At 55.6% G+C, this 26830-nt stretch carries 25 protein-coding genes and 1 other RNA gene; 14 read left to right on the top strand and 12 right to left on the bottom strand.

The genetic code is table 11. From position 1 onward, the window contains the following. Positions 1–16 precede the first annotated feature (16 nt). Entirely contained in the window at positions 17–592 is a 576-nt protein-coding gene (locus ACVDG4_RS11970) for an SspB family protein (RefSeq protein ID WP_306150109.1), read from the bottom strand. Positions 593–746: 154 nt separating this feature from the next. Further along, positions 747–1117: a transfer-messenger RNA gene (ssrA, locus tag ACVDG4_RS11965) on the bottom strand. A 172-nt stretch (positions 1118–1289) separates the two neighbouring features. Between ssrA and ACVDG4_RS11960 the strand changes: the two genes are divergently transcribed. Together ACVDG4_RS11960 and ACVDG4_RS11955 are read left to right on the top strand one after the other, a co-directional pair. Then, positions 1290–2084, top strand: coding sequence for a thymidylate synthase (locus ACVDG4_RS11960; RefSeq protein ID WP_447235240.1), 795 nt, complete (start codon positions 1290–1292; stop codon positions 2082–2084). Between the two features lie 149 nt (positions 2085–2233). Continuing rightward, complete coding sequence (locus ACVDG4_RS11955) at positions 2234–2662, top strand: GFA family protein (RefSeq protein WP_447235239.1); 429 nt, start codon at positions 2234–2236, stop codon at positions 2660–2662. Positions 2663–2686: 24 nt separating this feature from the next. On the opposite strand, the gene ACVDG4_RS11950 is transcribed toward ACVDG4_RS11955, so the two are convergent. From ACVDG4_RS11950 to ACVDG4_RS11940, 3 genes are all read right to left on the bottom strand, one after another. Next, positions 2687–4258, bottom strand: coding sequence for a B12-binding domain-containing radical SAM protein (locus ACVDG4_RS11950; RefSeq protein WP_447235238.1), 1572 nt, complete (start codon positions 4256–4258; stop codon positions 2687–2689). 19 nt (positions 4259–4277) lie between these two features. Further along, a complete protein-coding gene (locus tag ACVDG4_RS11945; protein WP_447235237.1) occupies positions 4278–5372 on the bottom strand; it encodes a CPBP family intramembrane glutamic endopeptidase in 1095 nt (364 codons plus the stop codon). Between the two features lie 209 nt (positions 5373–5581). Next, positions 5582–6967, bottom strand: coding sequence for a multicopper oxidase family protein (locus tag ACVDG4_RS11940; protein WP_447235236.1), 1386 nt, complete (start codon positions 6965–6967; stop codon positions 5582–5584). A 292-nt stretch (positions 6968–7259) separates the two neighbouring features. On the opposite strand from ACVDG4_RS11940, the gene ACVDG4_RS11935 reads away from it, so the two are divergent. The 6 genes from ACVDG4_RS11935 (at position 7260) to ACVDG4_RS11910 (ending at position 12357) form a co-directional block, all read left to right on the top strand. After that, positions 7260–7706, top strand: coding sequence for a dihydrofolate reductase (locus ACVDG4_RS11935; RefSeq protein WP_447235901.1), 447 nt, complete (start codon positions 7260–7262; stop codon positions 7704–7706). Between the two features lie 27 nt (positions 7707–7733). Continuing rightward, entirely contained in the window at positions 7734–8189 is a 456-nt protein-coding gene (locus tag ACVDG4_RS11930; RefSeq protein ID WP_447235235.1) for a GNAT family N-acetyltransferase, read from the top strand. A 229-nt stretch (positions 8190–8418) separates the two neighbouring features. Continuing rightward, positions 8419–9618 (top strand): FtsH protease activity modulator HflK, encoded by a 1200-nt coding sequence (gene hflK, locus ACVDG4_RS11925; RefSeq protein WP_133946646.1) that lies wholly within the window; start codon positions 8419–8421, stop codon positions 9616–9618. Between the two features lie 2 nt (positions 9619–9620). After that, on the top strand, positions 9621–10550 hold the full coding sequence (gene hflC, locus ACVDG4_RS11920) for a protease modulator HflC (protein WP_447235234.1): 930 nt from the start codon (positions 9621–9623) through the stop codon (positions 10548–10550). Then, positions 10547–10732: a DUF2065 domain-containing protein gene (locus ACVDG4_RS11915; protein WP_008190419.1), complete on the top strand. Its 186-nt coding sequence runs from the start codon at positions 10547–10549 to the stop codon at positions 10730–10732. The genes hflC and ACVDG4_RS11915 overlap by 4 nt, the downstream gene beginning before the upstream one ends. Positions 10733–10863: 131 nt before the next feature. After that, positions 10864–12357 (top strand): Do family serine endopeptidase, encoded by a 1494-nt coding sequence (locus tag ACVDG4_RS11910; RefSeq protein WP_447235233.1) that lies wholly within the window; start codon positions 10864–10866, stop codon positions 12355–12357. A 66-nt stretch (positions 12358–12423) separates the two neighbouring features. On the opposite strand, the gene serB is transcribed toward ACVDG4_RS11910, so the two are convergent. Continuing rightward, on the bottom strand, positions 12424–13314 hold the full coding sequence (gene serB, locus ACVDG4_RS11905; RefSeq protein ID WP_447235232.1) for a phosphoserine phosphatase SerB: 891 nt from the start codon (positions 13312–13314) through the stop codon (positions 12424–12426). Here serB and miaA point away from each other — a divergent pair. Further along, the gene (gene miaA, locus ACVDG4_RS11900) at positions 13313–14275 is read left to right on the top strand and encodes a tRNA (adenosine(37)-N6)-dimethylallyltransferase MiaA (RefSeq protein ID WP_447235231.1); all 963 of its coding nucleotides are present in this window, start codon (positions 13313–13315) and stop codon (positions 14273–14275) included. The genes serB and miaA overlap by 2 nt on opposite strands. Positions 14276–14473: 198 nt before the next feature. Continuing rightward, positions 14474–15010, top strand: a complete 537-nt coding sequence (locus ACVDG4_RS11895; RefSeq protein WP_306150099.1) for a GNAT family N-acetyltransferase — start codon at positions 14474–14476, stop codon at positions 15008–15010. Between the two features lie 91 nt (positions 15011–15101). Here the strand turns inward: ACVDG4_RS11895 and ACVDG4_RS11890 are convergent, their stop codons facing one another. Further along, the gene (locus ACVDG4_RS11890; RefSeq protein ID WP_008193919.1) at positions 15102–16658 is read right to left on the bottom strand and encodes a 2-isopropylmalate synthase; all 1557 of its coding nucleotides are present in this window, start codon (positions 16656–16658) and stop codon (positions 15102–15104) included. Between the two features lie 486 nt (positions 16659–17144). On the opposite strand from ACVDG4_RS11890, the gene ACVDG4_RS11885 reads away from it, so the two are divergent. Further along, positions 17145–18161: a DUF3616 domain-containing protein gene (locus ACVDG4_RS11885; protein WP_447235230.1), complete on the top strand. Its 1017-nt coding sequence runs from the start codon at positions 17145–17147 to the stop codon at positions 18159–18161. Positions 18162–18271: 110 nt separating this feature from the next. On the opposite strand, the gene ACVDG4_RS11880 is transcribed toward ACVDG4_RS11885, so the two are convergent. From ACVDG4_RS11880 to ACVDG4_RS11865, 4 genes are all read right to left on the bottom strand, one after another. After that, a complete protein-coding gene (locus ACVDG4_RS11880; protein ID WP_447235229.1) occupies positions 18272–19183 on the bottom strand; it encodes a PhzF family protein in 912 nt (303 codons plus the stop codon). A 511-nt stretch (positions 19184–19694) separates the two neighbouring features. Then, complete coding sequence (locus tag ACVDG4_RS11875; protein WP_133946656.1) at positions 19695–20132, bottom strand: hypothetical protein; 438 nt, start codon at positions 20130–20132, stop codon at positions 19695–19697. Between the two features lie 308 nt (positions 20133–20440). Next, the gene (locus ACVDG4_RS11870) at positions 20441–21592 is read right to left on the bottom strand and encodes a GNAT family N-acetyltransferase (protein ID WP_447235228.1); all 1152 of its coding nucleotides are present in this window, start codon (positions 21590–21592) and stop codon (positions 20441–20443) included. Positions 21593–21661: 69 nt separating this feature from the next. Further along, positions 21662–22564: a pirin family protein gene (locus ACVDG4_RS11865; RefSeq protein WP_133946658.1), complete on the bottom strand. Its 903-nt coding sequence runs from the start codon at positions 22562–22564 to the stop codon at positions 21662–21664. A gap of 245 nt (positions 22565–22809) precedes the next feature. On the opposite strand from ACVDG4_RS11865, the gene ACVDG4_RS11860 reads away from it, so the two are divergent. From ACVDG4_RS11860 to ACVDG4_RS11850, 3 genes are read left to right on the top strand one after another with little or no spacing between them, the layout of a single operon-like run. Beyond that, positions 22810–23736, top strand: coding sequence for an ABC transporter ATP-binding protein (locus ACVDG4_RS11860; protein ID WP_447235227.1), 927 nt, complete (start codon positions 22810–22812; stop codon positions 23734–23736). Positions 23737–23782: 46 nt separating this feature from the next. Continuing rightward, positions 23783–24544: an ABC transporter permease gene (locus ACVDG4_RS11855; protein ID WP_209178550.1), complete on the top strand. Its 762-nt coding sequence runs from the start codon at positions 23783–23785 to the stop codon at positions 24542–24544. A gap of 29 nt (positions 24545–24573) precedes the next feature. Then, a complete protein-coding gene (locus tag ACVDG4_RS11850) occupies positions 24574–25473 on the top strand; it encodes a D-alanyl-D-alanine carboxypeptidase family protein (RefSeq protein ID WP_447235226.1) in 900 nt (299 codons plus the stop codon). Here the strand turns inward: ACVDG4_RS11850 and ACVDG4_RS11845 are convergent. Then, positions 25436–26662, bottom strand: coding sequence for a GGDEF domain-containing protein (locus tag ACVDG4_RS11845; RefSeq protein WP_447235225.1), 1227 nt, complete (start codon positions 26660–26662; stop codon positions 25436–25438). The two genes, ACVDG4_RS11850 and ACVDG4_RS11845, sit on opposite strands and share 38 nt — an antisense overlap. Positions 26663–26830: the final 168 nt, after the last annotated feature.

The raw sequence follows: 26830 nt of genomic DNA, 5'->3' as shown, positions 1-26830 counted from the left end.
GGCCTTTTCCTGAAGGTCAGGTTTTTTTCCGGAATGCATCCAGCGAGACAACCTCACCGCCGCCGTCACTGTCTTCCGTGTCTTGATCCGGTTTTTTGGCTTTTTTCTCAGCCTCTACCGCAGGAACATCATCCTGCTTGTTGTCCGCTGTGATCAGCTTTTCGGTGGTTTCCTGTTCCGCCTTCGCAAGCTCTTCGACCGCTTCCAGCAAGTCTTCCGGGAGCTCCTCGGCTGTCTTGCCAGGATCGAATTCTAGCGCGAATTGAACCGAAGGATCAAAAAAGCCCTTGATTGCTGAGAAAGGCACCAGCAGCTTTTCCGGGACGCCGCCAAAGGACAGACCAACCTCGAAGGCATGCTCGCCGATCGCCAGATCCCAAAACTGGTGCTGCAGGACGATGGTCATTTCCTGCGGGTAGCGCTCTTTCAAACGCTGGGAGATCTTCACACCCGGTGCGGTCGTTTCAAACGCGATGTAGAAGTGGTGGTCACCGGGCAGACCGGTGCGTCCAACCTCCGCAAGGATTTTCTTCACAGCACCACGCAGGGCATCCTGGATCAGGATATCGTATCGCAACAGGTCTTCAGACATCGTGTTCAGTCGAATCTCGCTTTGAATTTCATCTCAGAAAAGCACATTGACGGGCAAGGTTCAAAAAGGAAAGGCCCTTTTCCAAGGATAGCGCTTTATGGAGCAGGCGGCGATAGGCAGTGCCAATGTTTCGCTTTGCCGGGGGGGAGTGTGAAGTGAAGGCTTCTGTTGCCAGGTGCCTTCGAACCCCGCCTGAAGGGGCTAACCAACAGGACTTAGTGGACTACCGGAACCGCATTACGCAGCTACAGCTTTGTCCATAGCAGTGTTGTCATTTGCAACTACTGAGATAGCCCGATAACGGTGGTACAATGCCGAGCAAAAGCACAGTCTTTACGCCCTCGTCGATCCTGTTTCGCCCCCGCCGAAACCCATATGGGTTCAAAGGTTTAAGCCTTATGGGCTTGGGTGGAGGCGCCGGGTACCGCCCCCGGGTCCGATAGGTTTATTACACTGACCATTTATTGCCATAGCTGGCGAACCAGCACCCTTGATATAGGCACTTTCGGTTTGAATTGAAAGGGCTTTGCCAAAGGGCCGGTGCTTGGTTGGTTTAGGTCATCCACAGATTGGCTCGGGTCCTGAGCTGGATTCCTTGTGGCCGGAGCTGGGGAAAGTCCGGGGCAGGGGGTGCGTTTTTGTCAGAATCTGCGAAGTTAGCGATACGTTTCCGGCAGTATGACGAAGGGCGCCCGCCGTGCAGCAATATCACGATCTCCTTTCTAAGATCCTTGAAGACGGCATCGACCGAGGCGACAGGACGGGAACCGGAACACGCTCGATCTTTGGTCATCAGATGCGGTTTGACTTGTCCGAAGGCTTTCCGCTGGTTACGACGAAGAACTTGCATTTGCGCTCGATCATTCACGAGCTGCTTTGGTTCGTCGCGGGTGATACGAACATTGCTTACTTGAAGGAAAACGGCGTCAAGATCTGGGATGACTGGGCCGATGAAAACGGCGATCTGGGCCCGGTCTATGGCTATCAATGGCGCTCCTGGCCGGCTCCCGACGGTCAGTCGATTGATCAGATCTCGAACGTTCTGGAGATGATCCGCAAAAGCCCGGAAAGCCGCCGCCTGATTGTCTCTGCCTGGAACCCGGCCTTGGTGGACGAAATGGCGCTTCCACCGTGTCACGCGCTTTTCCAGTTCTATGTCGCCGATGGCAAGCTCTCCTGCCAGTTGTACCAGCGTTCAGCCGATGTGTTTCTTGGGGTACCGTTCAACATCGCATCCTATGCCCTGCTGACGATGATGATTGCACAGGTTACGGGGCTCAAGCCTGGTGACTTTGTGCACACACTTGGTGATGCGCACCTTTATTCCAACCATTTCGATCAGGCGCGCAAACAGCTCACGAGAACGCCGCGCGCACTGCCGGAAATGAAAATCAATCCTGCCGTGACAGATCTCTTTGCGTTCAAATATGAAGATTTTGAGCTGACCGGTTACGACCCGCATCCGCACATCGCCGCGCCGATTGCCGTCTGAGACCGACCGCCAGATTCTGATCCGGATGCTCCAGATGCCGGATTGGCGAAAGCGCCTGTCTTTTCGTGGGCGCTAATTGCCTTCCGTTCTGCGATAGACTTCATGAGCCTTGGCAGACCGAGCCAAGTTCTGAGAATGCAGGAGGGGACATGACAACGCGGGGTCACTGCTTTTGCAAGAAGACCAGTTGGGAATTCACCGGCGAAGTTACCTGGAGCTGCTATTGCCACTGTGATGATTGCCGCCGCAATTGCGCAGCGCCGGTGGTTGCCTGGCTCGGCGTGCCATCAAAGAATTTCAGGTGGACCGGCGCGACACCAAGAACCTTGGAAAGTTCAAAAGGCGTCTACAGACACTTTTGCGATACGTGCGGCACGCCCATGGCCTTCGAGGCCGAACACTACAAAGGGGGCATGCATCTCTATGCAGCAACGCTCGAGCACCCTGAAAACTTCAAACCTGAATTTCATGTGAACTACAAAAGCAAGCTGCCGTGGCTCCAGATGACGGACGATCTGCCGAAATACGACACCACACTGCTGCATGCGCCTCAGGATTTGACCGAGTACGACACCTGACGTTTGCGTCTGCCTATTTGCACTTTAAGCCACATCGCTTTTCAGCAGTTCATGAGCTGTCGGTGGCAGCGGCGGGCGGGTCGCGTCAGCAATTGGCTGGGTGAGCTGCCCGTTCGCATCGGTCAGGAATAGCGGCTCGAAATCCTTAGCGAATTTTGCGTCCAATCGGTGCAATGGCTGGTAAGCGACACTCAGCGGATCGGTCATTGCATTGAAGGTGCGTTTGGGTTCGCGCCATGTCTGGCGCATTTGGCGGTGATCTCCAATGCGGACACCGCCCGCATATCGGACGATCGGGCCGAGCATGCTGATCAAGGTTTGCAGCGTGTCGAACGACTGCCGCCGGGACCAGGCATGGCGCACTGCATGGCGGGAAAACGCGAGCTTCCGGCCTTTGAACTGCAGAAGATTTGCAAGATACGGAACAACATCATCGAGCGTTTCCTTCGGCCACTCCACCAGTTTTTGACCATCCATATCGGCCAAACGCACATTCGGCATCAAACGCCCTTCAGTGGCGGCGGCATTAAAATGCGGCGTGCCGAGGATCGGAATGGTCAAGGACATCAGCGCCGGCAGCGGTGTTTCCGGACTGGCCAGCAATCCGTCGATCTGTCCATCGATTTCTGCAATCGTCTGATGGGAAAAATCCAGCATCATGCCGTAGTCGAAGAGGATCCCGTACTCGGCGCAGAGCCGCGCGAGCGATCTCGGGTCGGACGAGAGGCTGTGCTTTTTGTTGTAGGCTTTCAAGACCGTAGGATCGAGCGATTCAACACCTGAGAACAAAGCCTTGCAGCCATTTGCGGCGATGATGGCCAGGTTTTCAGGATTTTTGAAAAAATCACCGGTGACCAATGCACCCCATCCGCGGTATCTGCCACGCCGCCAGTGGTCGCCGAGGAGCTCCGTCCGGCGCACGAAATCCGCGCGGTTGTTGCCGTAAAAATTGTTGTCCAGCACCATCAGCATGGAAGTTTCGCCGCCAGCCTCGAGCTGGCTGCTGATCTCATCAGATGAGTAGGACTGATAGGCCCGCCCTTCGCCCGTCAGGGAGCAAAAGGCGCACTTGAAATTGCAGTTCTTCGTCGTCTCGACAAATCCAAGGCCATATGACCAGCCCGCAAGATCAAAGCGGGGGGCTGGGTTGTCTGCCCGGCAATCCGCCCCGAGTGTCTCGCAAATTAGATCATCGAAGGTCTCGACATCGCCCTGACAGACATAGTCAAAGACGTCGGCACACAAGGCGGGCAGTGCGCGGGCAATCGGTCCGCCAATTGCGACCGTGACATCCGACCGGGCATTCCTGAAATAGGCAGACAATTGCCGGGCCCGGTCGAAGGCAGCCGTCAACCCGGTCAAAATGACCATATCCGGCCAGTCAAACAAACGGGGATTGAGCAGCGCCCCGTGATAGACCTCGTCATAGACGCGTACGTTCGCGCGGGTTTGATCCAGCCTTCCAGCAAGGTAATAGGGTGCCATCGCGCGCGGAATGAACAGACGCATCGGGGCCGCAGACCGCCACGGATCGACATAGGCGTTCACGATCAAAACCTTTGGCCGTTTTCCGGCCCTTACTGCGTTCTTGATCATGAAAAATTCCGATTGCGGCTTATACCTGGTCCAGACCAGCGAATATCCCCAAGATGAAGATCGCGTAAACACCGATCATGGCGTGGGAGATGATTGAAGGGACGACACTGCCGGAGCGCATGAACAACCAGCCCCACAGAAGCGACGGGGCTATCACAGCGAGCGACACGAGCGGGTTTAGGTGGGCATGAAGAACCGCGAACAGAAGTGTCGATACCAGATTGGCCACCCAGCCCGCCGGGCCGATCACGCCGGTAAGAAAACTCTGGAGCGGTGCCTGGATGGCGCAGCGGATCGCAAATTGCTGAAACAGCACCGAAACCAGGTAAATTGCCAGAGCGATGAGAAACAATCCGGGCTCCCGGACCCGGGTTCCGTCGTCCAGAACCAGGAAACTGAAGAGCTCAGGTGGCGTGGCACCATCCTCGCGAGCGGGTGAAATGAAGATCAGTTTGCCGAGCGTCATCAGGACACAGAAACCCAGCGACCAGACGATACTCTCAACCACGTAGCGCCGTTCCGGGCGCAGATTGAGTTTCAGGGTCCGGCTTTCCGGAGAGGACCAGCGGTCAAGGAAAAATGCGATGATGACAAGTGTCAGGAGTGCGATCACTGGACCAAGATCGTAAAAATGGGCTCGTGCGAGTTTCTGGATCGGCTCCAGGAGGAGGGTGAACACGCTGAAAATCGTCAGGATGGCAACAATAAAACGGCCCGTTGATGCGCGCTCGCGCTCGCGGTCAGCCGTTCGGGTCAAAAGCTCCACCCGCTCACTTTCATCGGCGAGCATGACCAGAACCCCAATGCGTTCATCGGAGCCTTTCCGGTGAAGCAAAACCGTCCGGACACTGAGGTGGAGCACACCCTCCGGCCGTTCCAGGCTGATCGTTGCTACGTGTTCCTTGTCCGGCTGCCGGACAGCCTCAAGCACACAGTCTGTGAAAGCGTCGAGATCTTCGAGCGGCAGGAAGACCTCAGCAACCGTTAGTCCAACCACGTCGTTTGCCGTGAGCCCAAAGATTGCTTCAGCACCGGGATTGAACGACGTCAGCACCCCATGGGGATCAATGGTGATGATACCGTCGCGAGACGACGCGACAATATCGTCTGTCATCGCCGCCGGAAAAATCTGCGTTTGACCCGGGTCAGTCAAAAGAGCACCGGGCTAGAGCTGAACCGCTGCGGGCTGCCGGGAAAACTGAAATTGATGTGGTCACAGAAGCAGTCAATCTGGATGTGCAAGTATCGATATGCGGCCAACATAGCCGCATTTAGCCCACTCGCGCCACCCGTCTCGCACCGTGGTCCACTGCAGAGGCGGACTTACGCAACCTCGAACCAGTCCATCATGCCGGAGGCCGCATGGCCAAGCATGTGGCAGTGAACCAGCCATCTGCCGGGATTGTCGGCGACCAACGCAATCTTCACGGTTTCGCCGCGCTGGGTCGTAAACGTGTCGCGCCAGTCTGGGTGAGCCAGCTTCTCGCCGTTGCGCTCCAGAACCCGGAAATGATGGCCGTGCAGATGGATCGCGTGGGGAAAGGCGGTGTTGTTGGTGCTTTCCAAAACGATTGTCTCACCGCGTTTTGCTGAGAAAAGCGGTTTGTCGCCCATGCCCGCCTGGCCATTAAACGCCCAGAAGTTTCCAGCCTGTACCAACTCCCGCATGGACATTTTCTGACCGTTCATTGTGGCCGATTGCATCCGGCCCATGGCCCCACCCGCCATATCGAGCGGGAAAGACCGGGCGTTTGCAAGATCGGGTTCTGGAAGAGAGTTGGGCGCTGGAACTCTGAGTTCCTCCGGCTCTGCTTTCTCACCGGACACAACGAAATTGGCAAAGGTGAAAGGCTGGCCTGTCATCATTTCAAACGGGATCGGGCCGGCGCTTGCTGGCTTCATCACAAGATCCATGCGCTGGGCGGGTGCGAGCTGTATGACGCCGTCAATGTCTCTGGCTGTGTCGAAGCCTTGACCGTCCAGTGCGATGACCTTGGCGCCAAAACGGGACGGGGCCAGGTCAAGCACACGAGAGGCTGAGGTGTTGATCAGGCGGATACGATGCCAGCGGCCTTTCGTGACCGGAATATTGGGCAGCGATGTGCCGTTGATGGTCAACCAGTTGCCAAGCCGTCCAGCATGAGAGAAATCATGCCGGGCACCGAAGCTCGCCGTATCAAGCAGGCCATTGTCGTCCAATCGCCAATCGGACAGCGACAGGATGATGTCGGCATCCGGCGCGAAGGGATTGTCGTCCTCTTCGATAATGAGAGGACCGGCCAATCCGCGCGGCACCTGGTTCCAACTCATGTGATGGGCGTGATACCAGTATGTTCCGGCATCGGGGGCGACAAAATCGTAGTCAAAGGTCTCACCAGGCTGCACCGCTGGCTGAGTGAGCCCGGAAACGCCATCCATGGCATTGTCGATCCGGATACCATGCCAGTGGACTGAGGTCGGTTCGTCAAGGCTGTTCTTAAAGCGAACCTTGACCCGCTCCCCGCGCTTAATCCGGATTTCCGGTCCGGGGAGTTTCCCGTTGTAGAGCCAGAGATCAGACATGCCGCCATCTTCGCCGTAAAGCCGGCCTTGCCCTTTGACTGCTTCCAGCTGAATGAAGCCATCATCAGTCGCCGCCATCGCTAAACGCGGCATGCTCAACAGCGCTGCGGCGGAAAATGCTGATTGTAGGAACTGTCTTCTGTTCATGCTTTTGTCACGGTCATAAAGGTTTGGTCGAGCATAGGAGCCGGCATGATCCGGCTTCAGAAGCCAAACCGGTCGTCCCAAGAACTATAGGAGGATAGGGTGGGGCTTCCAGTTGCAGGAAGGTCAAGCCCGTGCCCTGCAGAAGCGCTGCTGATGAGAAAGCACTCGTTTTTCGGCCAGGACCCGTGTTACGAGCCGATTGACAAAAAGAATCGAGTGGGAGCGCGTTTTGCCTGAAATTGTCATAATTGCAGCTGTGGCGAAAAACGGGATCATTGGCGCCGACAATGATATGCCCTGGCGGTTGTCATCCGATCTCAAGCGCTTCAAAGCCATGACCTTGGGCAAACCGGTGATCATGGGCCGGAAGACATATTTGTCTTTTGGCGGAAAACCTTTGCCCGGCCGTCCGCACATCGTGATATCGCGGGATCCTGACTATAAGCCCGGCGGCACCGAAGCGGCAACCTCTCTACAGAGTGCGATAAACCGCGCGCGTGAAATTGCCGCAGACACGTCTGTAGATGAGATTGCAATCATCGGCGGTGGTCAGATTTATGCGCAAGCGATGGACCTCGCTGATCGTTTGGAAATCACAGAAGTCGCTGCCGAACCCATCGGAGATACGCGGTTCCCTGAGATTGATACAGCTATCTGGTCGGAAACTGCCCGGATATCCGGAGAGCAAACGGAAAAAGACAGTGCACCGTTCACCTATGTGACCTATCGGCGCAAATGAGCACTCACGGCACCTTTGGAGACAATTTTGAAGAACAAGCTTAACGGGGCCTGGAATGCATTTGACGCTTTAAGTCCGCGAGACGTGCATGACCTTTTGAAGCTCCGGCAGGATGTGTTCATGCTGGAACAGAACTGCCTTTTCCCGGAAATTGACGGCAAAGACCCGGACACAGAGCATTATTTCCTGCGGGATGAGGAAACCGGTGCTCTCGCGGGCGCAATCCGATTGTCATCGAGCCGCGATGGTGCAATCCGGATTGGCCGTGTCGTAGTGGCGCAGTCCCATCGCGGCATTGGTCTTGGCCGCGACTTGATGCTGGCTGGCATGGAAAAGGCGCGGCAAATTGCGCCAACTGGGGAAGTGCACCTTTCCGCGCAGGCTCACCTTGAAAAATTCTATGCATCCCTTGGGTTTCGGACGGTTTCCGAAGTCTATATGGAAGACGATATTCCCCACATCGACATGATCGCGGCGCTTTAGAATCGCCTGATGTCCTTTCAAGTCCGGTTCAATACCTAATGGGGCTTGAAAATCGACGGCAAATAGCCCACCTGCGGTCCGGGAAGATCACGTTGTTCATATGTTGGGAAGCCGGGTGCTGCGTTGAAAGCACAAGGTAACCTCCCTATAACCTACGTTGAGTCAGAACGGGCGAAGGCCCAAATCCAGCCGCGGGTATCGTGGCTGGAGTTCACAGAAGGAAGTCTTGATGCCTTGGAGCAATCAGTCAGGTGGCGGTGGTGGCCCCTGGGGTGGTGGAAACAACGGCGGCCCATGGGGCGGCGGTGGAGGAAACAACAACGGTCCGTGGGGCGGTGGTCCCAATCGGGGCGGTGGCGGCGGCGGTGGCAATCCGCCTGACCTTGAAGAACTCCTGAAACGCACCCAGGACCGCATGAAAAACGTCTTGCCAGGTGGCGGCGGTGGTCTTGGCATCCTGGGCATTCTGATTGTTATTGGCCTTGGTGTCCTTGGTTGGCTCGCAACCGGTGTCTACATCGTTGACGAAGGTCGCGGTGAGGTCGGTGTTGAGCTTGTGCTTGGTAAGGTCACAGACCAGACAGGCACCGGGTTCCACTACAATTGGCCATATCCGATCGGTGAGGTTTACAAGCCGCAGGTCGAGCAGCAGCGCGAAACCACCGTTGGTGTTGAAGAGCTCTTCACGAACACTGGCGCAGTCCGCTCCCGGGATGTTCCAGAAGAAAGCTTGATGCTGACCGGTGACGAAAACATCGTCGACGTTGGCTTCAAGGTGCAGTGGCGTATTAAAAACACCCGTGATGGCATCACAAACTTCCTGTTCAACATTCAGAACCCGGAAGGCACTGTTAAGGCAGTTGCGGAAAGCGCGATGCGTGAAGTCGTTGGCGAATCCAACATTGACGCGATCCTGACGCAGAACCGTGTGACCATTCAGAATGATGTTTCCACCTTGATGCAAAGCACTCTGGACTCCTATCAGGCTGGTATCGAGATCACCGAAGTGCAAATGCAGAAGGTTGACCCGCCTCAGCAGGTTATCGACTCATTCCGTGACGTTCAGGCAGCACGTGCTGACCAGGAGCGGATCCAGAACGAAGCGCAAGCCTACGCCAACCGGATGGTTCCGGAAGCGCGCGGTGAAGCGGCCCGTATTCTGGAACGTGCGAATGCCTACAAAGAGCAGGCAATTGCCGAAGCGACCGGTCAATCACAGCGTTTCACTAAAATCTATGAAGAGTACAGAAATGCGCCTGATGTGACGCGCGAACGTCTGTACCTGGAAACCCTGGAGAGAGTCTTGGGTGATAACAACAAGATCATCATCGACAGCAACTCTGCTGGATCTGGCGTCCTGCCGTTCCTGCCATTGAACGACCTCAACGGTCGTGGCGCCGGCCAGTCCACCCGTACGGGAGGGAACTGATCATGCGTAGCGGTATTCTTGGTATTGTTGTCGTTGTTATCGGCTTCCTGCTGTACACCTCAATCTTCATTGTCAATCCGACGCAACAGGCACTGGTCCTGCAGCTCGGACGTGTCGACCGTGTGATCCAGGAGCCGGGTCCGCAGTTGAAATACCCGTTCGTGCAGAACGTGGTTTATCTCGACAAGCGGATCCTTGATCTGAACATGAGCCCGCAGGAAGTGATTGCAGCTGACCTGAAGCGTCTCGTCGTGGATGCGTTCGCACGCTACCGGATTTCAAACCCGGTCCTGTTCTATCAGCGCGTGAACAACATCACGACTGCTAACCAGCGTTTGTCGACCTTCCTTCAGTCCTCACTCCGTTCCGAGTTGGGTAAGGCATCCTTCGAAGCCATCGTCCGGGATGACCGGTCTGGCCTTATGGAACAGATCCGTCAGGAAGTCTCCCAGGCGGCGTCTGAGCTTGGCATTGAAGTTGTCGACGTGAAGATCCGCCGTGCGGACCTGCCGGATGCGAACTCGCAGGCGATTTTCGCCCGGATGCAGACCGAGCGTCAGCGGGAAGCAACAGAGATCCGTGCGCAGGGTGAAGAGCAATCCCGTCGCATTCGGTCTCGTGCCGACCGTGACGCAACCGTTCTCGTTGCAGAAGCCAACCGTGATTCAGAAATCATTCGCGGTGATGGCGATGCGGAGCGGAACCGGATCTTTGCTGAAGCCTTCGGTGCAGATCCTGAGTTCTTCGCGTTTTACCGGTCCATGCAGGCTTATGAAGCCGGGTTGCAGTCGGGCGATACAAGCCTGGTGCTGTCTCCGGATTCCAGCTTCTTCCGGTTCTTCAAGGATCCGACCGGTGTGAATGCCCCGGCCGGCGGTGGTGGATCTGACGATGTGGAAGATATCCGGTCACCCTCGCTCGCCGCGCAATGAATGAGCTTTTAACGGCGATCGGTTTGGTCCTGGTGTTGGAAGGAGTTCTGTACGCAATTGCGCCAGGTGGCATGAAAAATGTCATGCGCAGTGCTCTGGAAACACCGGACCAAACGCTTCGCGCCGCGGGACTAGGCGCGGCCGTTATTGGCGTATTTCTTGTGTGGATCATCCGCGGATAGCGAAAAGTTTAAGGGCGGGAGGGGCCAAAACCTCCCGCCCGTTCTATATTGTCTGCTAAGTCCTGGGCATCGCCCAGTCCCGTTCGCACTCTCACGACAGTCACGATGGCTGGTATGGAGGATAAAGCCCTATGGCTCTGAAACTATTACGCCAAGGCATGCCGCGCGTTGTCTGTGCAACGGCGGGCATTATGCTCGGCGGTTTGATTGCGGTAACCCCCTTGCAAGGCTCTCATGCGCATGACGGCCATGGACCTGAAAGTGTCGCAGACCTTGCCGAGAACCTGGCAGATGCCGTGGTGAATATTTCTACGGCTCAAACAGTCCAGGGACAGCGGTCTGTTCCGATGCCGCAGGTTCCCGAGGGCTCTCCTTTCCAGGAGTTTTTTGAAGAATTCTTCAACCGCCAGAACCGCGACGATGACCAGCCACGCCGTGTCCAGTCCCTCGGCTCTGGTTTTGTTCTGGACGGTGAAGCCGGGATCATCATCACAAACAACCACGTGATCGAAGGGGCCGACGAAGTCACGGCAAACTTCAACGATGGCACCAAGCTGCGTGCCGAAGTGATTGGAACGGATGAGAAAACGGATATCGCCGTTCTCAAAGTGGAGCCGGAAACCCCGCTGAAAGAGGTCGGTTTCGGCGACTCTGACGGTATCCGTGTCGGCGACTGGGTAATGGCGATCGGCAACCCGTTCGGCCTTGGTGGTACGGTCACCGTTGGTATCGTGTCTGCCCGGAACCGCGACATCAATGCAGGCCCTTACGACAACTTCATTCAGACGGACGCCTCCATCAACCGCGGCAACTCCGGTGGTCCGCTGTTTGATATGGACGGCAATGTGATCGGCATCAACACGGCCATTATCTCGCCGTCCGGCGGATCCATTGGCATTGGCTTTGCGATTCCGGCGAAGACTGCCATCCGCGTTATCGATCAGCTGCGCGAGTTTGGAGAAACCCGGCGTGGCTGGCTTGGTGTCCGTATCCAGGAAGTGACGGACGAAATCGCCGAGAGCCTTGGCATGGACGATGCGATTGGGGCGCTTGTTGCCGGCGTGACCGATGATGGTCCGGCTGCCAAGGGCGACATCGAGGCGGGAGACGTCATCATCAAGTTTGACGGTAAGACCGTTGAATCCATGCGGGAACTGCCGCGGATGGTTGCCGAAACGGCGATTGGCAAGGAAGTCGATGTCGTTGTGCTTCGGAAAGGCGAGGAAGTCACGATCCGCGTGACCTTGGAGCGTCTTGAAGAAAACCAGGTCACCGAGGCGAGCGCGCCTGCAGAGCAGGAGCCGGATCAGCCGGCTGAAACCAGCAAGGTGCTTGGCATGACCTTGGCAGAGCTTGATGACGCATTGCGCCAGCAGTTTTCCATTGAAGAAGACGTGACAGGGGTCGTTGTGACCGAAGTCGAGGCCGGGTCTTCTGCAGAAGAAAAGCGGGTGATGGCAGGCGATGTCATCAAGGAGGTCGCCCAGGAGGCTGTGTCGACACCGGCAGAGGTTGAAGCGGAAATCCAAAAGCTCAAGGATGACGGCCGCCGGTCAGCGCTTCTGCTTCTGTCCAACCCGACCGGCGATGTTCGTTTCGTTCCGGTTCGGATCGAGGACAATTAGGTTTTTTGACTCTGACGTAAAATCGAAAGGGCGCCGTTGGGCGCCCTTTTTCTTTTGTGAAAGCTATTAGCTCAGCACAAAGTCCTGATCCGCATATCCCTGGAAATAGAGGAGGGCGGTGAGGTCGCCGTGGTCGATGCGGAAGTCTGCAGCAGCAGCGACAGCCGGTTTTGCCCGATAGGCGACACCAGCGCCTGCGCGCTCAATCATCGCCAGATCATTTGCACCGTCCCCGACCGCAATCGTGTCATCGAACGACAGTCCCTTGTCTGCGACCAGCGCTTCTAGGCGCTCGCGCTTGGCATCGCGTCCAAGAATTGGCTCTGCGACAAGGCCGGATAGCTTTCTGTCATCCTCCAGAAGGATGTTGGCCTGGTTTTCATCAAAGCCGATCATGGCGGCGATCGTGCCTGTGAAGTGGGTAAAGCCCCCTGACACCAAGGCACAATAGGCCCCATTGGCTTTCATGGTTTGCACAAGCGTTCGGCCACCGGGCATAAGCGTGATGCGATTGCTCAGAACGCTATCGATGGCAGAAAGCGGCAAGCCCTTGAGGAGGGACACCCGTTCACGAAGGGCCGGTTCGAAATCGATCTCACCGCGCATGGCCCGCTCGGTGATCTCGGATATTTTCTCTTTCAGGCCGAGCTCGGCTGCCAGTTCATCGATGCATTCCTGGCGGATCATCGTGGAGTCCATATCCGCAATCAGCAGCTTCTTTGTGCGGCCTTCCACTGGCTGAACGAACACATCAACCGGAGCGGCTGCTATGATTTCCCGTAGCTTTGTGTCGGCAGCCCTTGCGTCGACCCCATCAAAGAAGATATCCGCAGCTACACCGGGATTAAGTGTGGTTGGCGGCGTGTCAGATTTTAGCGCCTCCGCCGCCCTTTGAGCCAAATCTACGCCTACGGCAGGGGCAGTCGGCTTTGACACCAGGGTAGCGACGAGGGACATGGACAAATCCTTTGAAACAGAGCCGGGCAGTGCGCACAAGCGGCGCGCCATTCTGATAGCGGGCCCAACGGCCAGCGGCAAGTCAGCCTTGGCGATTGAATTGGCAAAACGGGTCAATGGGGTCGTTGTGAATGCCGATTCCATGCAGCTATACGAGGATCTGCGCCTTGTCAGTGCGCGCCCATCTGAAGACGAGGAGGCAGAGGTCCCGCATCGCCTCTATGGCGTCCTGCCATCGTCGGAAGCTTTTTCGACAGGCGCGTGGTTGCGCCGGATGTCAGACGAACTGGAGCTGATCTGGTCTGCCGGGCAGATCCCGGTCCTTGTTGGCGGAACGGGGCTGTACTTCAAGGCATTAACCGAGGGCTTTGCCGAGGTCCCCGAAATTCCGGAAGACGTGCGCATAAAAGCGCGGTCTCTGGCGGATGACGCTGGCGTTCCAGCGCTTAAGGCAGCATTGGCCGAGGCGGGCGACAGGGACGGTGCTGAAGGGCTCAATGATCCGCAGCGCTTGGCGCGGGCGCTCGAAGTGCTTTTGACCACCGGCCGGCCGCTTGCGGAGCTCCAGACCGAACAGCAGTCACCACCGCTTTTGGACATCAAACACTGCCTGCGCCTTGTACTTGCGCCGCCGCGTCCATGGCTTCACGACAGGATTGAAAAACGGGCCGGCCTCATGCTGACCCCGGAGGGAATCAAAGAAGTCAAAACCCTGCTCGCGCGGGAGTTGTCATATAAATTGCCGGCCATGCGGGCCATTGGCGTAAAGGAAATCGCGGGGTTATTAACAGGCAGCCGCGATATTGGGGAAACAGAGTACCGGCTTGTTGTTGCAACGCGTCAGTACGCAAAACGTCAGGAAACCTGGTTTCGCAATCAGATGGCAGACTGGCAACGGCTTGACCCGTCAAAAGAAATTGACACTGCCCGAATTGCCGATGAATTTCTGCGCGCTGAGTGAAACCAGAAGTTTGTGCAGTGCACTGTGAGTTTCACATTAACTTGTTGTAAATACGAATATTTTCATCGATAATTACGCATTATACTTTGGTCTGTCATGCGAAAGGCACAATTCAGGGTTACATGAGCCCTGTAAAAAGGAACGAGGCCGCGAACCCTCGTCATGGATAACTCCAAAGCCGGTATCCGGGAGGATGATATGCAGACGATAATTCTCGAATGCGACACCATTCGCCTTGTTCCGCTGTCCCTGTCGGACACCGACCTGATCAAATCACTTCAGGTGAATTGCGGCGGTAACGGATGTCTGGAAGGCAGTGATGCCTGTAAAGCCATGGCTGCCGAAAAATTTGTTCAATCCGCGCTCCAGTCACAAGATGACTTTGGTGTCTCCCGTTGGAAGGTTGAGGCACAAGATGGGGAATTTCTGGGCTGGGCAGGGTTCACGCCCTTGTCGGAGACGTCTGAAATCAGTCTTGGTTATTGCCTGCCGTCCACGCACGGAAAGATATCGAATGTGCCCCGACGTTTGTGCAAAGCGCTGACGGACTGGTTCTTCCGAGAAACTTATTTCTCCCATCTTGTATCCGTCGTACGGGTTGATAACAGGGCCATGCGGCAGGTTATCCTGGACGCCGGTTTCACGCATCGTGAGAGCAAGGCCATTGGCGGCATGCAGGCCGATCTTTTTCAAATGCTCAGCCCGTCGATGCAGACCTACCTCATGAGCGCTTGAGGTCCACACAATCCAGTGCGTCACGAAAAAAGCGGCACCTTCCGGCGCCGCTTTTTTGGTTTCAGGGATATGACCCTGCTGTTCCTTCGGATCAGACGGCCTGCAGAGCGCCTGGATTGCTCGCCTGCCGACGCTGCGCCAACTTGTTCATGGCAGAGACATACGCCCTTGCAGACGCGACGAGCGTGTCTGTATCCGCGCCCTTACCCGTCGCGATCCGGCCATCTGCCTCCAGACGGACAGAGACTTCAGCCTGCGCATCCGTGCCCTCGGTCACCGCGTGCACCTGGTAGAGCGACAAGGTTGCCTCGTGCGGCGAGATCGCCTTGATCGCGTTGAACGTTGCATCGACCGGGCCGTCACCGGTCGCTTCTTTGGTGACATGCTGACCGTCGACATCCATGGTCAGAATCGCCTTCTGAGGTCCGCCCGTTCCGGCGATAACCGTTAAGGCGATAACCTTGGTGCTTTCGCCCAGGATGTTGATTTCGTCCTCGACCAGCGCCTCGATGTCTTCGTCGTAGACGTGCTTCTTGCGGTCGGCCAGATCCTTGAATCGGCGGAAGGCGTCCTGCAGGGCATTGTCACCCAGCTCGAAGCCCAATTCACGCAGCTTGTCGCGGAACGCATGACGGCCGGAGTGCTTGCCCATGACCAAGGACGTGGCTTTGACGCCGACATCTTCCGGACGCATGATTTCGTAGGTTTCTGCGTTTTTCAGCATGCCGTCCTGGTGAATGCCGCTCTCATGAGCAAACGCGTTCTTGCCAACGATGGCCTTGTTGTACTGAACGGCAAAGCCGGATGCGCCAGCCACCATTTTGGATGCGCGGACCAGGAATTGCGGATCGATTTGAGTCTCATAAGGCAGGATGTCGCCGCGGGTGCGGATCGCCATGACAATTTCTTCCAGGGACGCGTTGCCCGCACGTTCGCCCAAGCCGTTGATCGTGCACTCGATCTGCCGTGCGCCGCCGGCAACCCCAGCCAGGGAGTTGGCAACCGCCAGGCCCAGATCGTCGTGACAGTGTACGGAGAAGATGGCCTGATCGGAGTTCGGGACGCGCTCGATGATCTGCTCGAACATCGCCTTGTATTCATCCGGCGTCGCATAACCGACGGTATCCGGCAGATTGATCGTGGTCGCGCCGCATTTGATCGCGGCTTCCACACAACGGCACAGATAGTCGATCGGTGTGCGAGTCGCATCCATGGCCGACCATTCGACATCGTCGATCAGATTGCGTGAGCGGGTAACGGTGTCGGTGATGATTTCCAGAACCTCTTCTTGGTTCTTGTTCATCTGGAACTGCAAATGGATCGGGGAGGTGGAAACGAATGTATGGATTCGGCCCTTTCCCGCGTATTTGACAGCTTCGCCACACCGGTCGATGTCGGCGTGAATAGCGCGGGCCAGACCGGCGATGGTTGAGTTCTGGGACCGTTTGGCGATTTCTCGTACCGCTTCAAAGTCACCGTTGGAGGCGATCGGGAAACCGGCTTCGATAATGTCGACACCCATTTCATCGAGAATTTCTGCAATTTGCAGCTTTTCTTCCAATGTCATGGACGCACCAGGCGATTGTTCTCCATCGCGCAAGGTGGTGTCGAAGATGCGGATCTGATCCTTCTCGGAGGTGGCAGTCATGATGTTTCGTCCCTTAGCTGGATCGGGCCGTTTTGAGCTATCGGGTGGGGCGCGCGATCCGGATTTTCTGATGCGGTTCTAAGACTTCTCCCCTAAGTGCCCGTTCGCTTCAAAACATGCGAACAGCCGACGCTCAGGGGCATCTAAGAAGGAGGAGATCGCCAAGTAGGAGAAGGCCGCCGCGCTGCTGGATCTGCGCGTCGATAGAAGATGCTGCAATGTCGCGATGCGCGATCATGGGTCTTCTTTTGGCCTTTGGTCGTTCCAAAATACGACACCAAGTGTGCTCTCAAAGAGTGACTGGTGCGTTAATGTCCGTAGTTCTTAGGGCAGGATTGTTTTTGATGCAACCAGCTTTTGCGGAGCTTACTCTGTTTGATCAAGATAGAAAGAATTCTGGATTTCATATTTTGGTCGTTGGAGCGGGCTGGCTTTGGCGGATGTTTTGTTAAAACGGATGTCCGAAACATTTTTGGGAGCAGAGCGTTGATCCGGAAGACAGCAACATTGATGTGTGCCTTGGCCGGAGCGGTGGCCTTGCTCTGTGTGCCTCACGGTCTTGCGAGTGCAGATGAGGTAGGCTTTGTCGCGAAGTGGTCGGTTAAGCCCGAGTTCGATGGCAAAAAGAAGCTGCGGAAGAGCATCAGCGGTGCCGCCTGCGCCCCAGTCGCTCCGCCAGTATGTGTCGTCGCTCTGGATGAAAAGCAGCGAACGCAGTTTTTCACGATAGACGGTAACCGGATCATACCGGGTAAATCCATGCGTTTGTTGCCGAAGGAGCTGAACGGCGCAAAAACCGGCGAGATCGATGCAGAAGGCGCCGCTTACGGTGACGGGTATTTCTATATCGTTGGATCGCATGGGCTGAGCCGCAAGAAAGCAGAGTTCAATCCCTCCTCTTTCTTTCTATTCCGGTTTCCGGTTGATGAAGAGACCGGGTTTCCAGAGTTCGAGTTTTCCAAGAAGAAGGTTGCTCCGGACATCGAGCGGACCGATGCGCTCAGAGCGATCTTGAAAGGCGCGCCGGATCCTATTGGCCAATATGCCGAAAAGCCGCTCGGTGAGGGCGGCGGCGGCGTGAACATCGAAGGCCTCGCATACCATGATGGCAGGCTTTACATTGGTCTGCGCGGCCCTTCCGTCGATGGCCGTGCATTTCTGCGCAGTGTGAATATCGATGCGCTGTTTTCCAACTCAAAACCGGATTTGGACGTGATTGAACTGGCCCTCGGAAGTGGAACCGGGGTCCGGGATCTCGCAGCTGTTTCTGATGGCCTTATCGTGTTGTCCGGTCCGGTCCACTCGAAGGGGGACTATGCGCTTCACCATCTCCGGTTCCCAAGCCTCACCCTCTCGAAACTGGCAGATCTAAAGATGCCAGATAAGGACCACAAAGCAGAGACCGTCCTTGTTTTGGCGGAAAACGCTGCCTCGTTTGACCTGCTTGTCATGTACGACGGCGCGACGGATGGTGGGCCACGCGAATACAGGTTCGCCAGATAGGGCCGCATGTGGTGCTTAGGGTCGACAACGAAAAGCCCCGGACAGCGCCGGGGCTTTATTTGATTTATTAGATGAGAGCTATGGCCGGGCGGGTGGCCTTTGGCAACGGCCTAAAGAAACAGTTCGCCCCGGGCGACCAGCGTTGCTTGTCCGCCAACCCGGATGGCATGCATGTCGCCGTTTTCAATATCGATTTCCAGGTCGATCAGCGACGGGCGGCCCATCTCAAAGCCCTGTTCGATCCGGATGTGATGGGTTCCAGCTGTCAGTCCATCATAATGCCGGATCACGCCCGCAAAAGCGGCTGCGGCAGATCCGGTCGCCGGGTCTTCCATGATGCCCATGTCAGGTGCAAACAAGCGGGCGTGAAACGCACTGTCATGAGACCGGGTTTCCCGGCAATAGACATAGGCATCGTTATGCTCGTCATTGCCAAAGCCCTTCTTCCACATTGCAGGGACCGGCTTTGCCTGCGCCAGGGCATTCAAATCCCGGACCGGGATGAAATTGAAGGCTGGACCGACCTTGAATCGGGAAGGAGCATGATTTTCAAAGCCGATGTCTGACGGCTCCAGATTGAGCGCGGCCGCGATGAGTTCAATATTCTGCGTCGGACCTGCCGGTTCCGGCAGCGCTGGCACGTCGAACTCGGCGAACGCTGTGGCGTTTTCCCGCAAGATCACGGCACAGCGGACTGTACCGATCTTTTGCTTCAGAACGACCACTGCGTCCTGCTCTCCGGAGACGTCGCCAAAGCGCTCAACGGCCATCAAAATCGCCGTGCCGACAGTTGGGTGGCCTGCGAAGGGTAACTCGCATTTTGGTGTGAAAATCCGCATCGAAGCGGAGTGCCCCAGATTCTCGGGAGGGAAGACAAACACGGTTTCGGACAAGTTGAACTCGCCGGCAATCTTTTGCATTTGCTCATCGCTTAGGTCCTCACTGTCCAGCACCACGGCCAGCGGATTTCCAGCCAATGCCTTGTTTGTAAAGACGTCCAAGATCGCGTAGCGGCGGCTCATGCAGTGTTCTCCCTGGAGATCGAACGCGTTTCTAGTTCGAAGGTGAGCGGACTTTTACATTTCTTCGCAAGTCCCGCCAGACCTTTGCCGCGATTGTTGGTGAACAAACTCTTGCGTGGCCGGGTGCTGATGGCTGGGATTGGCGGATAGCTGCGCTAATTGCGGAATAAGCGCTTTGCGGAGATCAGAGCTCTCCAAGGACGTAAGACAGCTGGTCTGCAATGACATCTTCAGAAGGATCGATTTTGGTGGGGCGGTACGTGTGGCAGAGCCGTTCAAGCAAAAAAAAGGACTGCTCTTGGAGAAGCAGTCCTTCGAAAGGTTTCTTTGCCAGTCTGCCAATAAGCGGTAGAAATCAACCCGCCCATCTTCATACTGATTTAAAAAGTCTCAAAGTGGCCCAAGCAGAAGATAGTATGCCCGAAACAAAAAATTTCTCCCCATCTCTGCTCTACTGAAATATCATCAGCAATATATCCATGGTACTGAGCGGCTGTTCGGTCTTCAAGCCTTATTCGTCTTCGTTCTCAAATTGATAACGTTCAAATGACCAGAAGACCGCGAGGAGCGCTGCCACACACCGATCTATTACAGAACGCTGAAAGTTTAACTTCGCGCGCTTTGAATCGGACTTTGATTGGGCTGGTTCATAGTCAAAATTGAAGACGTATTTCTTCGGTGAAGTGTCTGAAATTGCAAGGATGTGCTGGGTATCAAGCAACCTGCGGATGATCCGGTTCATGGTCGGCCGGGTAATGTTTAATTGCTGTGCCAACTTGGCCTCAGAGACACCACCTTCGCCATCAGACGCAGCGGTTATTCGCATGACAACTGCGGTAGTATCATAACTGTCCAGATTAAGATGGGTCTTTACAGAATCTATATTGTCGAAAATGAGATCAGCGATCTCAACCGCTATAGTATTGTCGTTGTTTTTACCATTTTTCATTGTTGGCGTCGCTTCTTCACAGATTGGCTGGATCTTCTCAATTTGAGAACCAATGAACAGCCATTTGAACCAAGTGTGTCGGGGTCTATCTCAATTTGACCAACTGCGGCATTGATATAACCGGCATAGATGACTGGTAGGGGGCTGGCGATCATCTTTCACGGGCGTGGCAGCGATTTATTCAATTGCGCTCTTGCGTTGGTGTTAGCAAAGGGTAGGCCACTTCAGTTGCTGAATGCTGAAAGTTATTCAATTGATACACTCGGATAAGCCCTTTTCGGGATCTCTCATGGCTCCAGCGTTTGTATCTAGCGCAAGATGTGGTTTCCAAGCGCCCTCGCATAGGAGGCGACCTTAGGATCGGTAAGGTCTTGTCCCGATCGGATGATGCGGATGTCAGCAAGCTCCTTTTCCTCTGAGGCCATCGAATGTGCGATGATGTCATGACGGAGCCCTTCGGCTGACCGGTCGCTGTCGAACACTTGCGCAACGCTGATACGAGCACCGTCGAAAACGATCAGCAAGTCGTCTGGCACAAGATCATTCAAGCGAAGCCCAGTCTCTTCCTCCAGTTCCCGCGCGATCGCCCCCCGGATGTCGATCAGCCCTGTCGGACCGACGTCAGACGGATCAAGATTGCCACCAGGTGGGTATATCTGACCGGCGGTTGCTGTATGGGCGGACATGACACCGTAGAGGAGTGCGCCGTCCGATGAGCGTATGACTGCCGAGCCGAAGAGGTTGAATGTTGTCAGATCCGGAGCGCCCCAGTCCCGCCAAGTCAGGAACGCGGCATAAGAGCATTCCGTGCACACACCGGTGAGGGCTCCATTGTCAAATGAATGACTGGTAAGCTTGAGCGTTCTGCCGTTCCACAACTCCGGGATCCGCCTTTGTTGCTCCGCAAAGTGTGCGGATATTTCAGTGGCATTTCCCGTTTCAAAAGCCCAGGGTTTTGATGAGACCGAGAGCGTGATTTCTGAAATCGGCACTACATTGCCTGCAAGTGTCTTTTCCATCAGCGGCATGAACCGGCCAGGTGCCATCTTGCTGGGTTCCTGGCCGACAGTCTTGTACTGTCTCCGCTCATAAAAACCGCCTGCATTCACCTCACTGCGCAGAGTGACCTTGTCACAACCAATTTGACGGGCACGATCTTCGCTGCGCTGGAGAAGCAGGGTGCCTATGCCTTTCTTTTGAGCGCCTGGCGAAACATAGAGATACTCGAGCGTGACGGATTGAGGCGTGTTTTGCTTTAGTCTGGAAAAAGCGATCGCATGACCGGCGTCTTCGGCAACAATCATCTCCTGCTCGGTGGTCATATCCGATGTGATTTGCCACTGCTCACGCCACTGGCACATCAGGTCTTCGGGATACCCCCAAGAGGCCTTGGCATCGTGCATGATCTGAGTGAGAGCCGGCGCATCGTCTGCATGCGCGGCACGGAGTTTCAAAGGCATAGCTGTCCAATCAGTTATGATCAAACAGCCGTAGTGATTGAATGTGAAAGTTGCAAGGCGGTTGATGGCCTACCTGATGAACGTCCCGTTCTGGAGTTCCGTGATCGCCTGCATCAGTTCTTCACGGGTATTCATGACGATCGGACCGTGCCACGCTACAGGTTCCTTGATGGGGGCGCCCGAGACCAGCAGAAAACGGATCCCGTTCTCACCGGCATGAACCACGATCTCGTCGCCCGTACCGAATATGACCAGTGTGCGGTCTCCGGTCTGGTCGCGGATCTTGAGCTCTTCGCCCCCGAACTCCTTTTCGGTCAGCACGCCAAATGGATCCGAAGCACCTTCAAACTTTCCTGAACCTTCGAAGATGTATGCGAAGGTCTGTTTGTAAGTATCGACCTTGAAACGCTTTTTGCGTCCCGCAGGAACATGAATGTCCAGATACTGCGGGTCGGCTGCAATCCCGTCGACAGGACCCTTCTTGCCCCAAAACTCGCCAATGATCACACGTGCGGATGTGCCATCATCATCCACGACGACGGGGACGTCCTTGCCTTCGATATCCTGGTAGCGCGGTTCCGTCATTTTCAGGGATGAGGGCAGGTTGGCCCAGAGTTGAAATCCGTGCATCTTGCCGGTCTCATCCCCCTTGGGCATCTCCTGGTGCATGATCCCGCGGCCCGCTGTCATCCATTGCACAGAGCCTGCACCAAGTGTGCCTGTGTTTCCCAGACTGTCGCCATGCTCCACGGTGCCCTTCAGCACATAAGTGATCGTTTCAATGCCCCGATGCGGGTGCCAGGGAAATCCGGCGAGATAGTCTTCAGGGCGGTTGTTGCGGAAATCGTCCATCATCAGAAACGGATCCAACATCTCCGGATCTTGAAAACCGAACACCCGTTCCAGCTTGACGCCAGCACCTTCAAGTGTGGACTGGGTTGAACCAATATGGGTGACGGGGCGAACGGACATGGCGTGTTCCAGACGTTATTGGATGTTGTTCTGGAAGATAGAGGATTTGCCTTGAAAACCCATAGGGCAGGGACTGGACGCAGCGTTTCGCCATTTGAAACAATCATCGGTCCTCTGCTGACAAGGGCTGTCAGGATGCAGCCAGCCTTGTATCTTGCAGTTGATTGGACCACATGCGAGTGTGCCCGCCCAAATGACCCGCAGTCTGCCGGTCTGATACACTTCAAAAAACTGGTTAGATTTTCATGGCGCCGATCCTTTCCGTCCACGATCTGGAAAAAACCTATGATGGCGGGTTTCAGGCGCTGAAATCGGTGTCACTTGAGATTGAGAAAGGTGAGGTTTTCGCGCTTCTCGGTCCCAACGGTGCCGGCAAGACGACCTTGATTAGCACAATCTGCGGTCTCGTCCGCCCGACATCTGGAAGTATCATCGTTGGCGGGCACGATGCACTGAAAGACTACCGCGCGGCGCGGCGGATGATTGGTCTGGTGCCCCAAGAAATGCCGACAGCCCCCTTCGAAATGGTTGGTGACACGGTGGCCTTGAGCCGGGGTCTGTTTGGTTTGAAGCCAAACCCGGACCTGGTTGAGAAAATACTCAAGGACCTGACGCTTTGGGATAAGCGCAAAAACCCGATCATGGCTCTTTCCGGCGGCATGAAACGCAGGCTTTTGGTGGCCAAGGCTTTGGCTCATGAGCCGGAGATCCTGTTCTTGGATGAGCCGACAGCAGGGGTGGATGTGGAACTGCGTCACGACATGTGGCGCATCGTTGGCGAGCTGAAGGACAAGGGGGTCACCATCATCCTGACAACGCATTATATTGAAGAAGCGGAAGAGATGGCCGACCGGGTCGGGGTCATCAACAAGGGGGAGATCATCCTTGTTGAGGACAAGAACCGTCTTATGCAAAAGCTCGGCCGTAAGGAGTTGACGCTGTCTCTCAGTTGCGCGGTAACAAACCTTCCCCCTGAGCTACAGAAATACGATCTCAAGCTGTCCGAAGACGGCAGCAGTTTGACCTATACCTACGACACGCAAGGTGAGCGGACGGGCATCACCGCCTTACTGACGGATCTTTCAAAAGCCGGTGTTCATTTCCATGATCTCCAGACCGATCAGTCCTCGCTGGAGGATATTTTCGTCGATCTTTTGAGAAAGGGAGACTGAGCCCTATGGCATCTGACTTTTCTGCCGCTGAGCAAGGACAAAACGAATGAATTTTGAAGCGGTCAAAGCGATTTATCTTGCCGAAATGGCGCGCACCAAACGCACGATCATGCAGTCGATCATCTCACCGGTGATCTCCACGGTTCTCTATTTTGTTGTCTTTGGTGCAGCAATCGGGTCCCGGATCAGCGAGGTGGATGGTGTCTCGTATGGCGCGTTTATCGTACCGGGCCTGATCATGCTGTCTTTGATGACGCAGAGCCTGTCGAACGCCTCCTTCGGCATTTATTTCCCGCAGTTTACAGGCACAATCTTCGAGGTGTTGTCGGCACCAATCTCATTTTTGGAAATAACGATCGCCTATGTCGGAGCCGCTGCAACAAAATCGATTGTTGTTGGTTTGATCATTCTGATCACGGCCAACTTTTTCGTCGACATTGAAATCCAGCATCCGTTCTGGATGGCGGCCTTCTTTTTATTGACGGCCATCACGTTTGCGCTGCTCGGTTTCATCATCGGCATTTGGGCCGACAATTTTGAGAAGCTGCAATTCGTCCCGCTTTTGATCGTGACGCCGCTCGCCTTTCTGGGGGGGAGCTTTTACTCGATCTCGATGCTGCCTGAGGTCTGGCAGAAGGTGACGTTGATCAACCCGGTCGTCTATTTGATTTCAGGATTCCGGTGGAGTTTTTACGGTCAGGCCGACGTCTCTCTTTGGCTCTCGCTTTTCATGACGCTTCTGTTTTTGGGCGTCTCCCTTGCGATTGTTCATTGGATCTTTAAAACGGGTTACAAGCTGAAACCCTAGGGGTCACCGAGTTGAGTTTGAGGGGCATTATGAGTTCTTCGCGCTTCTGGCGCAGTCTTCCGGCGGTGGTGCTGGCGGCGTCTTTGGCCGCCTGTCAAACTGCGGGCGGGCCGTCTCAGTCTGGCGCACCTTCCGGTCAGTCTGCAGCGGTACAAACTGCGTCTTTGCCTGTTGTCAGTTATGCCCCTGCAACCGCGCAGGAGAGGGGCTTTTCGGCCCTTGTGCTGAATGCCGCAACGGGCCAGGAACTCTATGCCGTTAACGCCGATGCTCCGCGTTTTCCAGCCTCGCTCACAAAAATGATGACGCTTTACATGCTGTTTGAGAGCGTCGGTTCCGGGGAAAACCGGTTGTCGAGCCGATTGAATGTGTCTGCAAACGCGGCGTCCCAGCCACCGGCCAAGATCGGCCTGAAGGCCGGCAGCACGATTACGGTCGAGCAGGCGGCCCGCGCCCTGGCTGTAAAGTCGGCCAATGATGTCGGCGTGGCGGTTGCTGAAAACCTTGCCGGCAGTGAGTCTGCATTTGCGCGTGAGATGACCCAAAAGGCCCGTGCGCTGGGCCTGTCGCGCACCCGGTTTGTCAATGCCACCGGCCTTCCTGATCCGGCCCAGGTGACCACAGCGCGGGACATGGCCAAGTTGGGCCTCGCACTGAAGCGCCGGTTTCCCCAATATGCCAGTTATTACCGGGCTCAGTCTTTTACCTACAATGGGCGGTCATTCCGGGCGACCAACAATCTCCTCGGCAAGGTCCAAGGCGTCGATGGTTTGAAAACCGGTTATATTCGCATGTCCGGCTACAATCTCGTCGCAACGGCGCGCCGCGGCGGCAAGCAACTGATTGTTGTGGTCATGGGTGGTCAAAGCGAGGCTGCGCGCGATGCCGAGGTCACACGGCTGATCGAAGCTCATTTTCCGGCGGGCTGAGACCGTCAAGTTGCGCCAATTCCTCAGAGAATTTCGGCGTTTCTGTCTCTTGAACGGCCATGGTGATTCGATTGCGGCCTGCATTCTTTGATGTGTACAAGCCGGTGTCGACAATTTTGAACAAATCTGTCGGTGTCAGGCCTTCGCCGGTCCCATGATACATGCCGCCCGAGATGGTGATTTGAAATCCATCCGGGGCAAACTCGTAGGACTGGGTCTCGACCAGTTTGCGGATCCGCTCTGCGATCATAACCGCGTCTTCCTGGCCAACATTGGGAAGAAGGAGTCCAAACTCCTCTCCCCCAAGGCGCGCGAAACAATCGCTGCGGCGCAAATGATGCCGTATCGCCTGGCAGACTTTTACCAACGCTTCGTCGCCGGCCACATGGCCAAACCGGTCGTTGACCTGTTTGAAATGGTCCAAATCAAACTGTATCAGACCAAAATGTGTTCCGGTTGCAGGCTGGAGTTGGGCCTCCAGGCGCCGCAGGAACTCCCGGCGGTTAAAGGTCCCGGTCAATGGGTCCCGCCGGGCGTCTTCATGATTGTTGCGCGCCAGCTGCTCAAATGAAATCGCCATAGAAAACGCACCGGAAATGGCGATAAAAATCAGCGAAATCATCAAATGAATATTGACTGTCCCGTCTTCAATCATGCCGGGCCCGAATGGGCCATCAGCCAGGACACCATGCAGAATTCGCAGAGCTGCCTCAAGAGCCAGCAACCCGAAGGCGATGATCAGTGCAAGGCTAGATACGAGCCCGCGGAACGCTGCTGAGCCATAGGTTGCCGCAACGCTGATACAGAGCGCTGCAAAAAGCAGGTTGGAAGCGATATAGGCGAGGGCATACACCTCAAATACGTATGCGAAGGCGGCTATAATCACGTAGATGCCTACAGGCGCGATCAAGAGACTGAACGGGGTGGCCGCTTGTTTGAGACTGCGCGCAGCGTGCAGGTGAAATCCAAATCCGGTGAGCAGGAGAACATTGGGCAGCAAGTAAGTCGCAATCACCGGCAGGATTGGAAGGCTTGCAAATGCTGCGAGGGCGCCGACCGACAATGCGTTGGCAGCCGCCCAGCTTCGCCAATGCGTGTTTGGTCGCGCACTGAAGGAAATGGCCAAAAAGGAAATGGCGAAGACCGACAACAGGAGCATGTTTGCCGAAAACAGTGGCAATGGCGTCATAAAAAATCGGTCTCCGGGATTTTTATCCGAGGCGCTTGTTCTTACTCTAGGGCAGAGCGGGTTTCCGGCCAATTATCTCTGCCAGCCAAAATTTCATCAAAGTGTAATCGGTGAAAGCGTTTTCTTTCGCCAACTGCTTAAAAACACGTCGGCAGCGCAGACCTCCGA

Source organism: Roseibium sp. MB-4, from assembly GCF_053005265.1.
Note: the sequence above shows the minus strand (reverse complement) of the source record. Positions and strands in the feature narration are given on the sequence as shown.

Bases quoted from the DNA above. Each gene is read 5' to 3' on its own strand.
- ACVDG4_RS11970 (WP_306150109.1), bottom strand. From the start codon at position 592: ATGTCTGAAGACCTGTTGCGATACGATATCCTGATCCAGGATGCCCTG.
- ACVDG4_RS11955 (WP_447235239.1), top strand. From the start codon at position 2,234: ATGACAACGCGGGGTCACTGCTTTTGCAAGAAGACCAGTTGGGAATTC.
- ACVDG4_RS11950 (WP_447235238.1), bottom strand. From the start codon at position 4,258: ATGATCAAGAACGCAGTAAGGGCCGGAAAACGGCCAAAGGTTTTGATC.
- ACVDG4_RS11945 (WP_447235237.1), bottom strand. From the start codon at position 5,372: ATGACAGACGATATTGTCGCGTCGTCTCGCGACGGTATCATCACCATT.
- ACVDG4_RS11940 (WP_447235236.1), bottom strand. From the start codon at position 6,967: ATGAACAGAAGACAGTTCCTACAATCAGCATTTTCCGCCGCAGCGCTG.
- ACVDG4_RS11935 (WP_447235901.1), top strand. From the start codon at position 7,260: ATGCCCTGGCGGTTGTCATCCGATCTCAAGCGCTTCAAAGCCATGACC.
- hflK (WP_133946646.1), top strand. From the start codon at position 8,419: ATGCCTTGGAGCAATCAGTCAGGTGGCGGTGGTGGCCCCTGGGGTGGT.
- hflC (WP_447235234.1), top strand. From the start codon at position 9,621: ATGCGTAGCGGTATTCTTGGTATTGTTGTCGTTGTTATCGGCTTCCTG.
- ACVDG4_RS11915 (WP_008190419.1), top strand. From the start codon at position 10,547: ATGAATGAGCTTTTAACGGCGATCGGTTTGGTCCTGGTGTTGGAAGGA.
- ACVDG4_RS11910 (WP_447235233.1), top strand. From the start codon at position 10,864: ATGGCTCTGAAACTATTACGCCAAGGCATGCCGCGCGTTGTCTGTGCA.
- miaA (WP_447235231.1), top strand. From the start codon at position 13,313: ATGGACAAATCCTTTGAAACAGAGCCGGGCAGTGCGCACAAGCGGCGC.
- serB (WP_447235232.1), bottom strand. From the start codon at position 13,314: ATGTCCCTCGTCGCTACCCTGGTGTCAAAGCCGACTGCCCCTGCCGTA.
- ACVDG4_RS11895 (WP_306150099.1), top strand. From the start codon at position 14,474: ATGCAGACGATAATTCTCGAATGCGACACCATTCGCCTTGTTCCGCTG.
- ACVDG4_RS11890 (WP_008193919.1), bottom strand. From the start codon at position 16,658: ATGACTGCCACCTCCGAGAAGGATCAGATCCGCATCTTCGACACCACC.
- ACVDG4_RS11880 (WP_447235229.1), bottom strand. From the start codon at position 19,183: ATGAGCCGCCGCTACGCGATCTTGGACGTCTTTACAAACAAGGCATTG.
- ACVDG4_RS11875 (WP_133946656.1), bottom strand. From the start codon at position 20,132: ATGAAAAATGGTAAAAACAACGACAATACTATAGCGGTTGAGATCGCT.
- ACVDG4_RS11870 (WP_447235228.1), bottom strand. From the start codon at position 21,592: ATGCCTTTGAAACTCCGTGCCGCGCATGCAGACGATGCGCCGGCTCTC.
- ACVDG4_RS11865 (WP_133946658.1), bottom strand. From the start codon at position 22,564: ATGTCCGTTCGCCCCGTCACCCATATTGGTTCAACCCAGTCCACACTT.
- ACVDG4_RS11860 (WP_447235227.1), top strand. From the start codon at position 22,810: ATGGCGCCGATCCTTTCCGTCCACGATCTGGAAAAAACCTATGATGGC.
- ACVDG4_RS11855 (WP_209178550.1), top strand. From the start codon at position 23,783: ATGAATTTTGAAGCGGTCAAAGCGATTTATCTTGCCGAAATGGCGCGC.
- ACVDG4_RS11850 (WP_447235226.1), top strand. From the start codon at position 24,574: ATGAGTTCTTCGCGCTTCTGGCGCAGTCTTCCGGCGGTGGTGCTGGCG.
- ACVDG4_RS11845 (WP_447235225.1), bottom strand. From the start codon at position 26,662: ATGACGCCATTGCCACTGTTTTCGGCAAACATGCTCCTGTTGTCGGTC.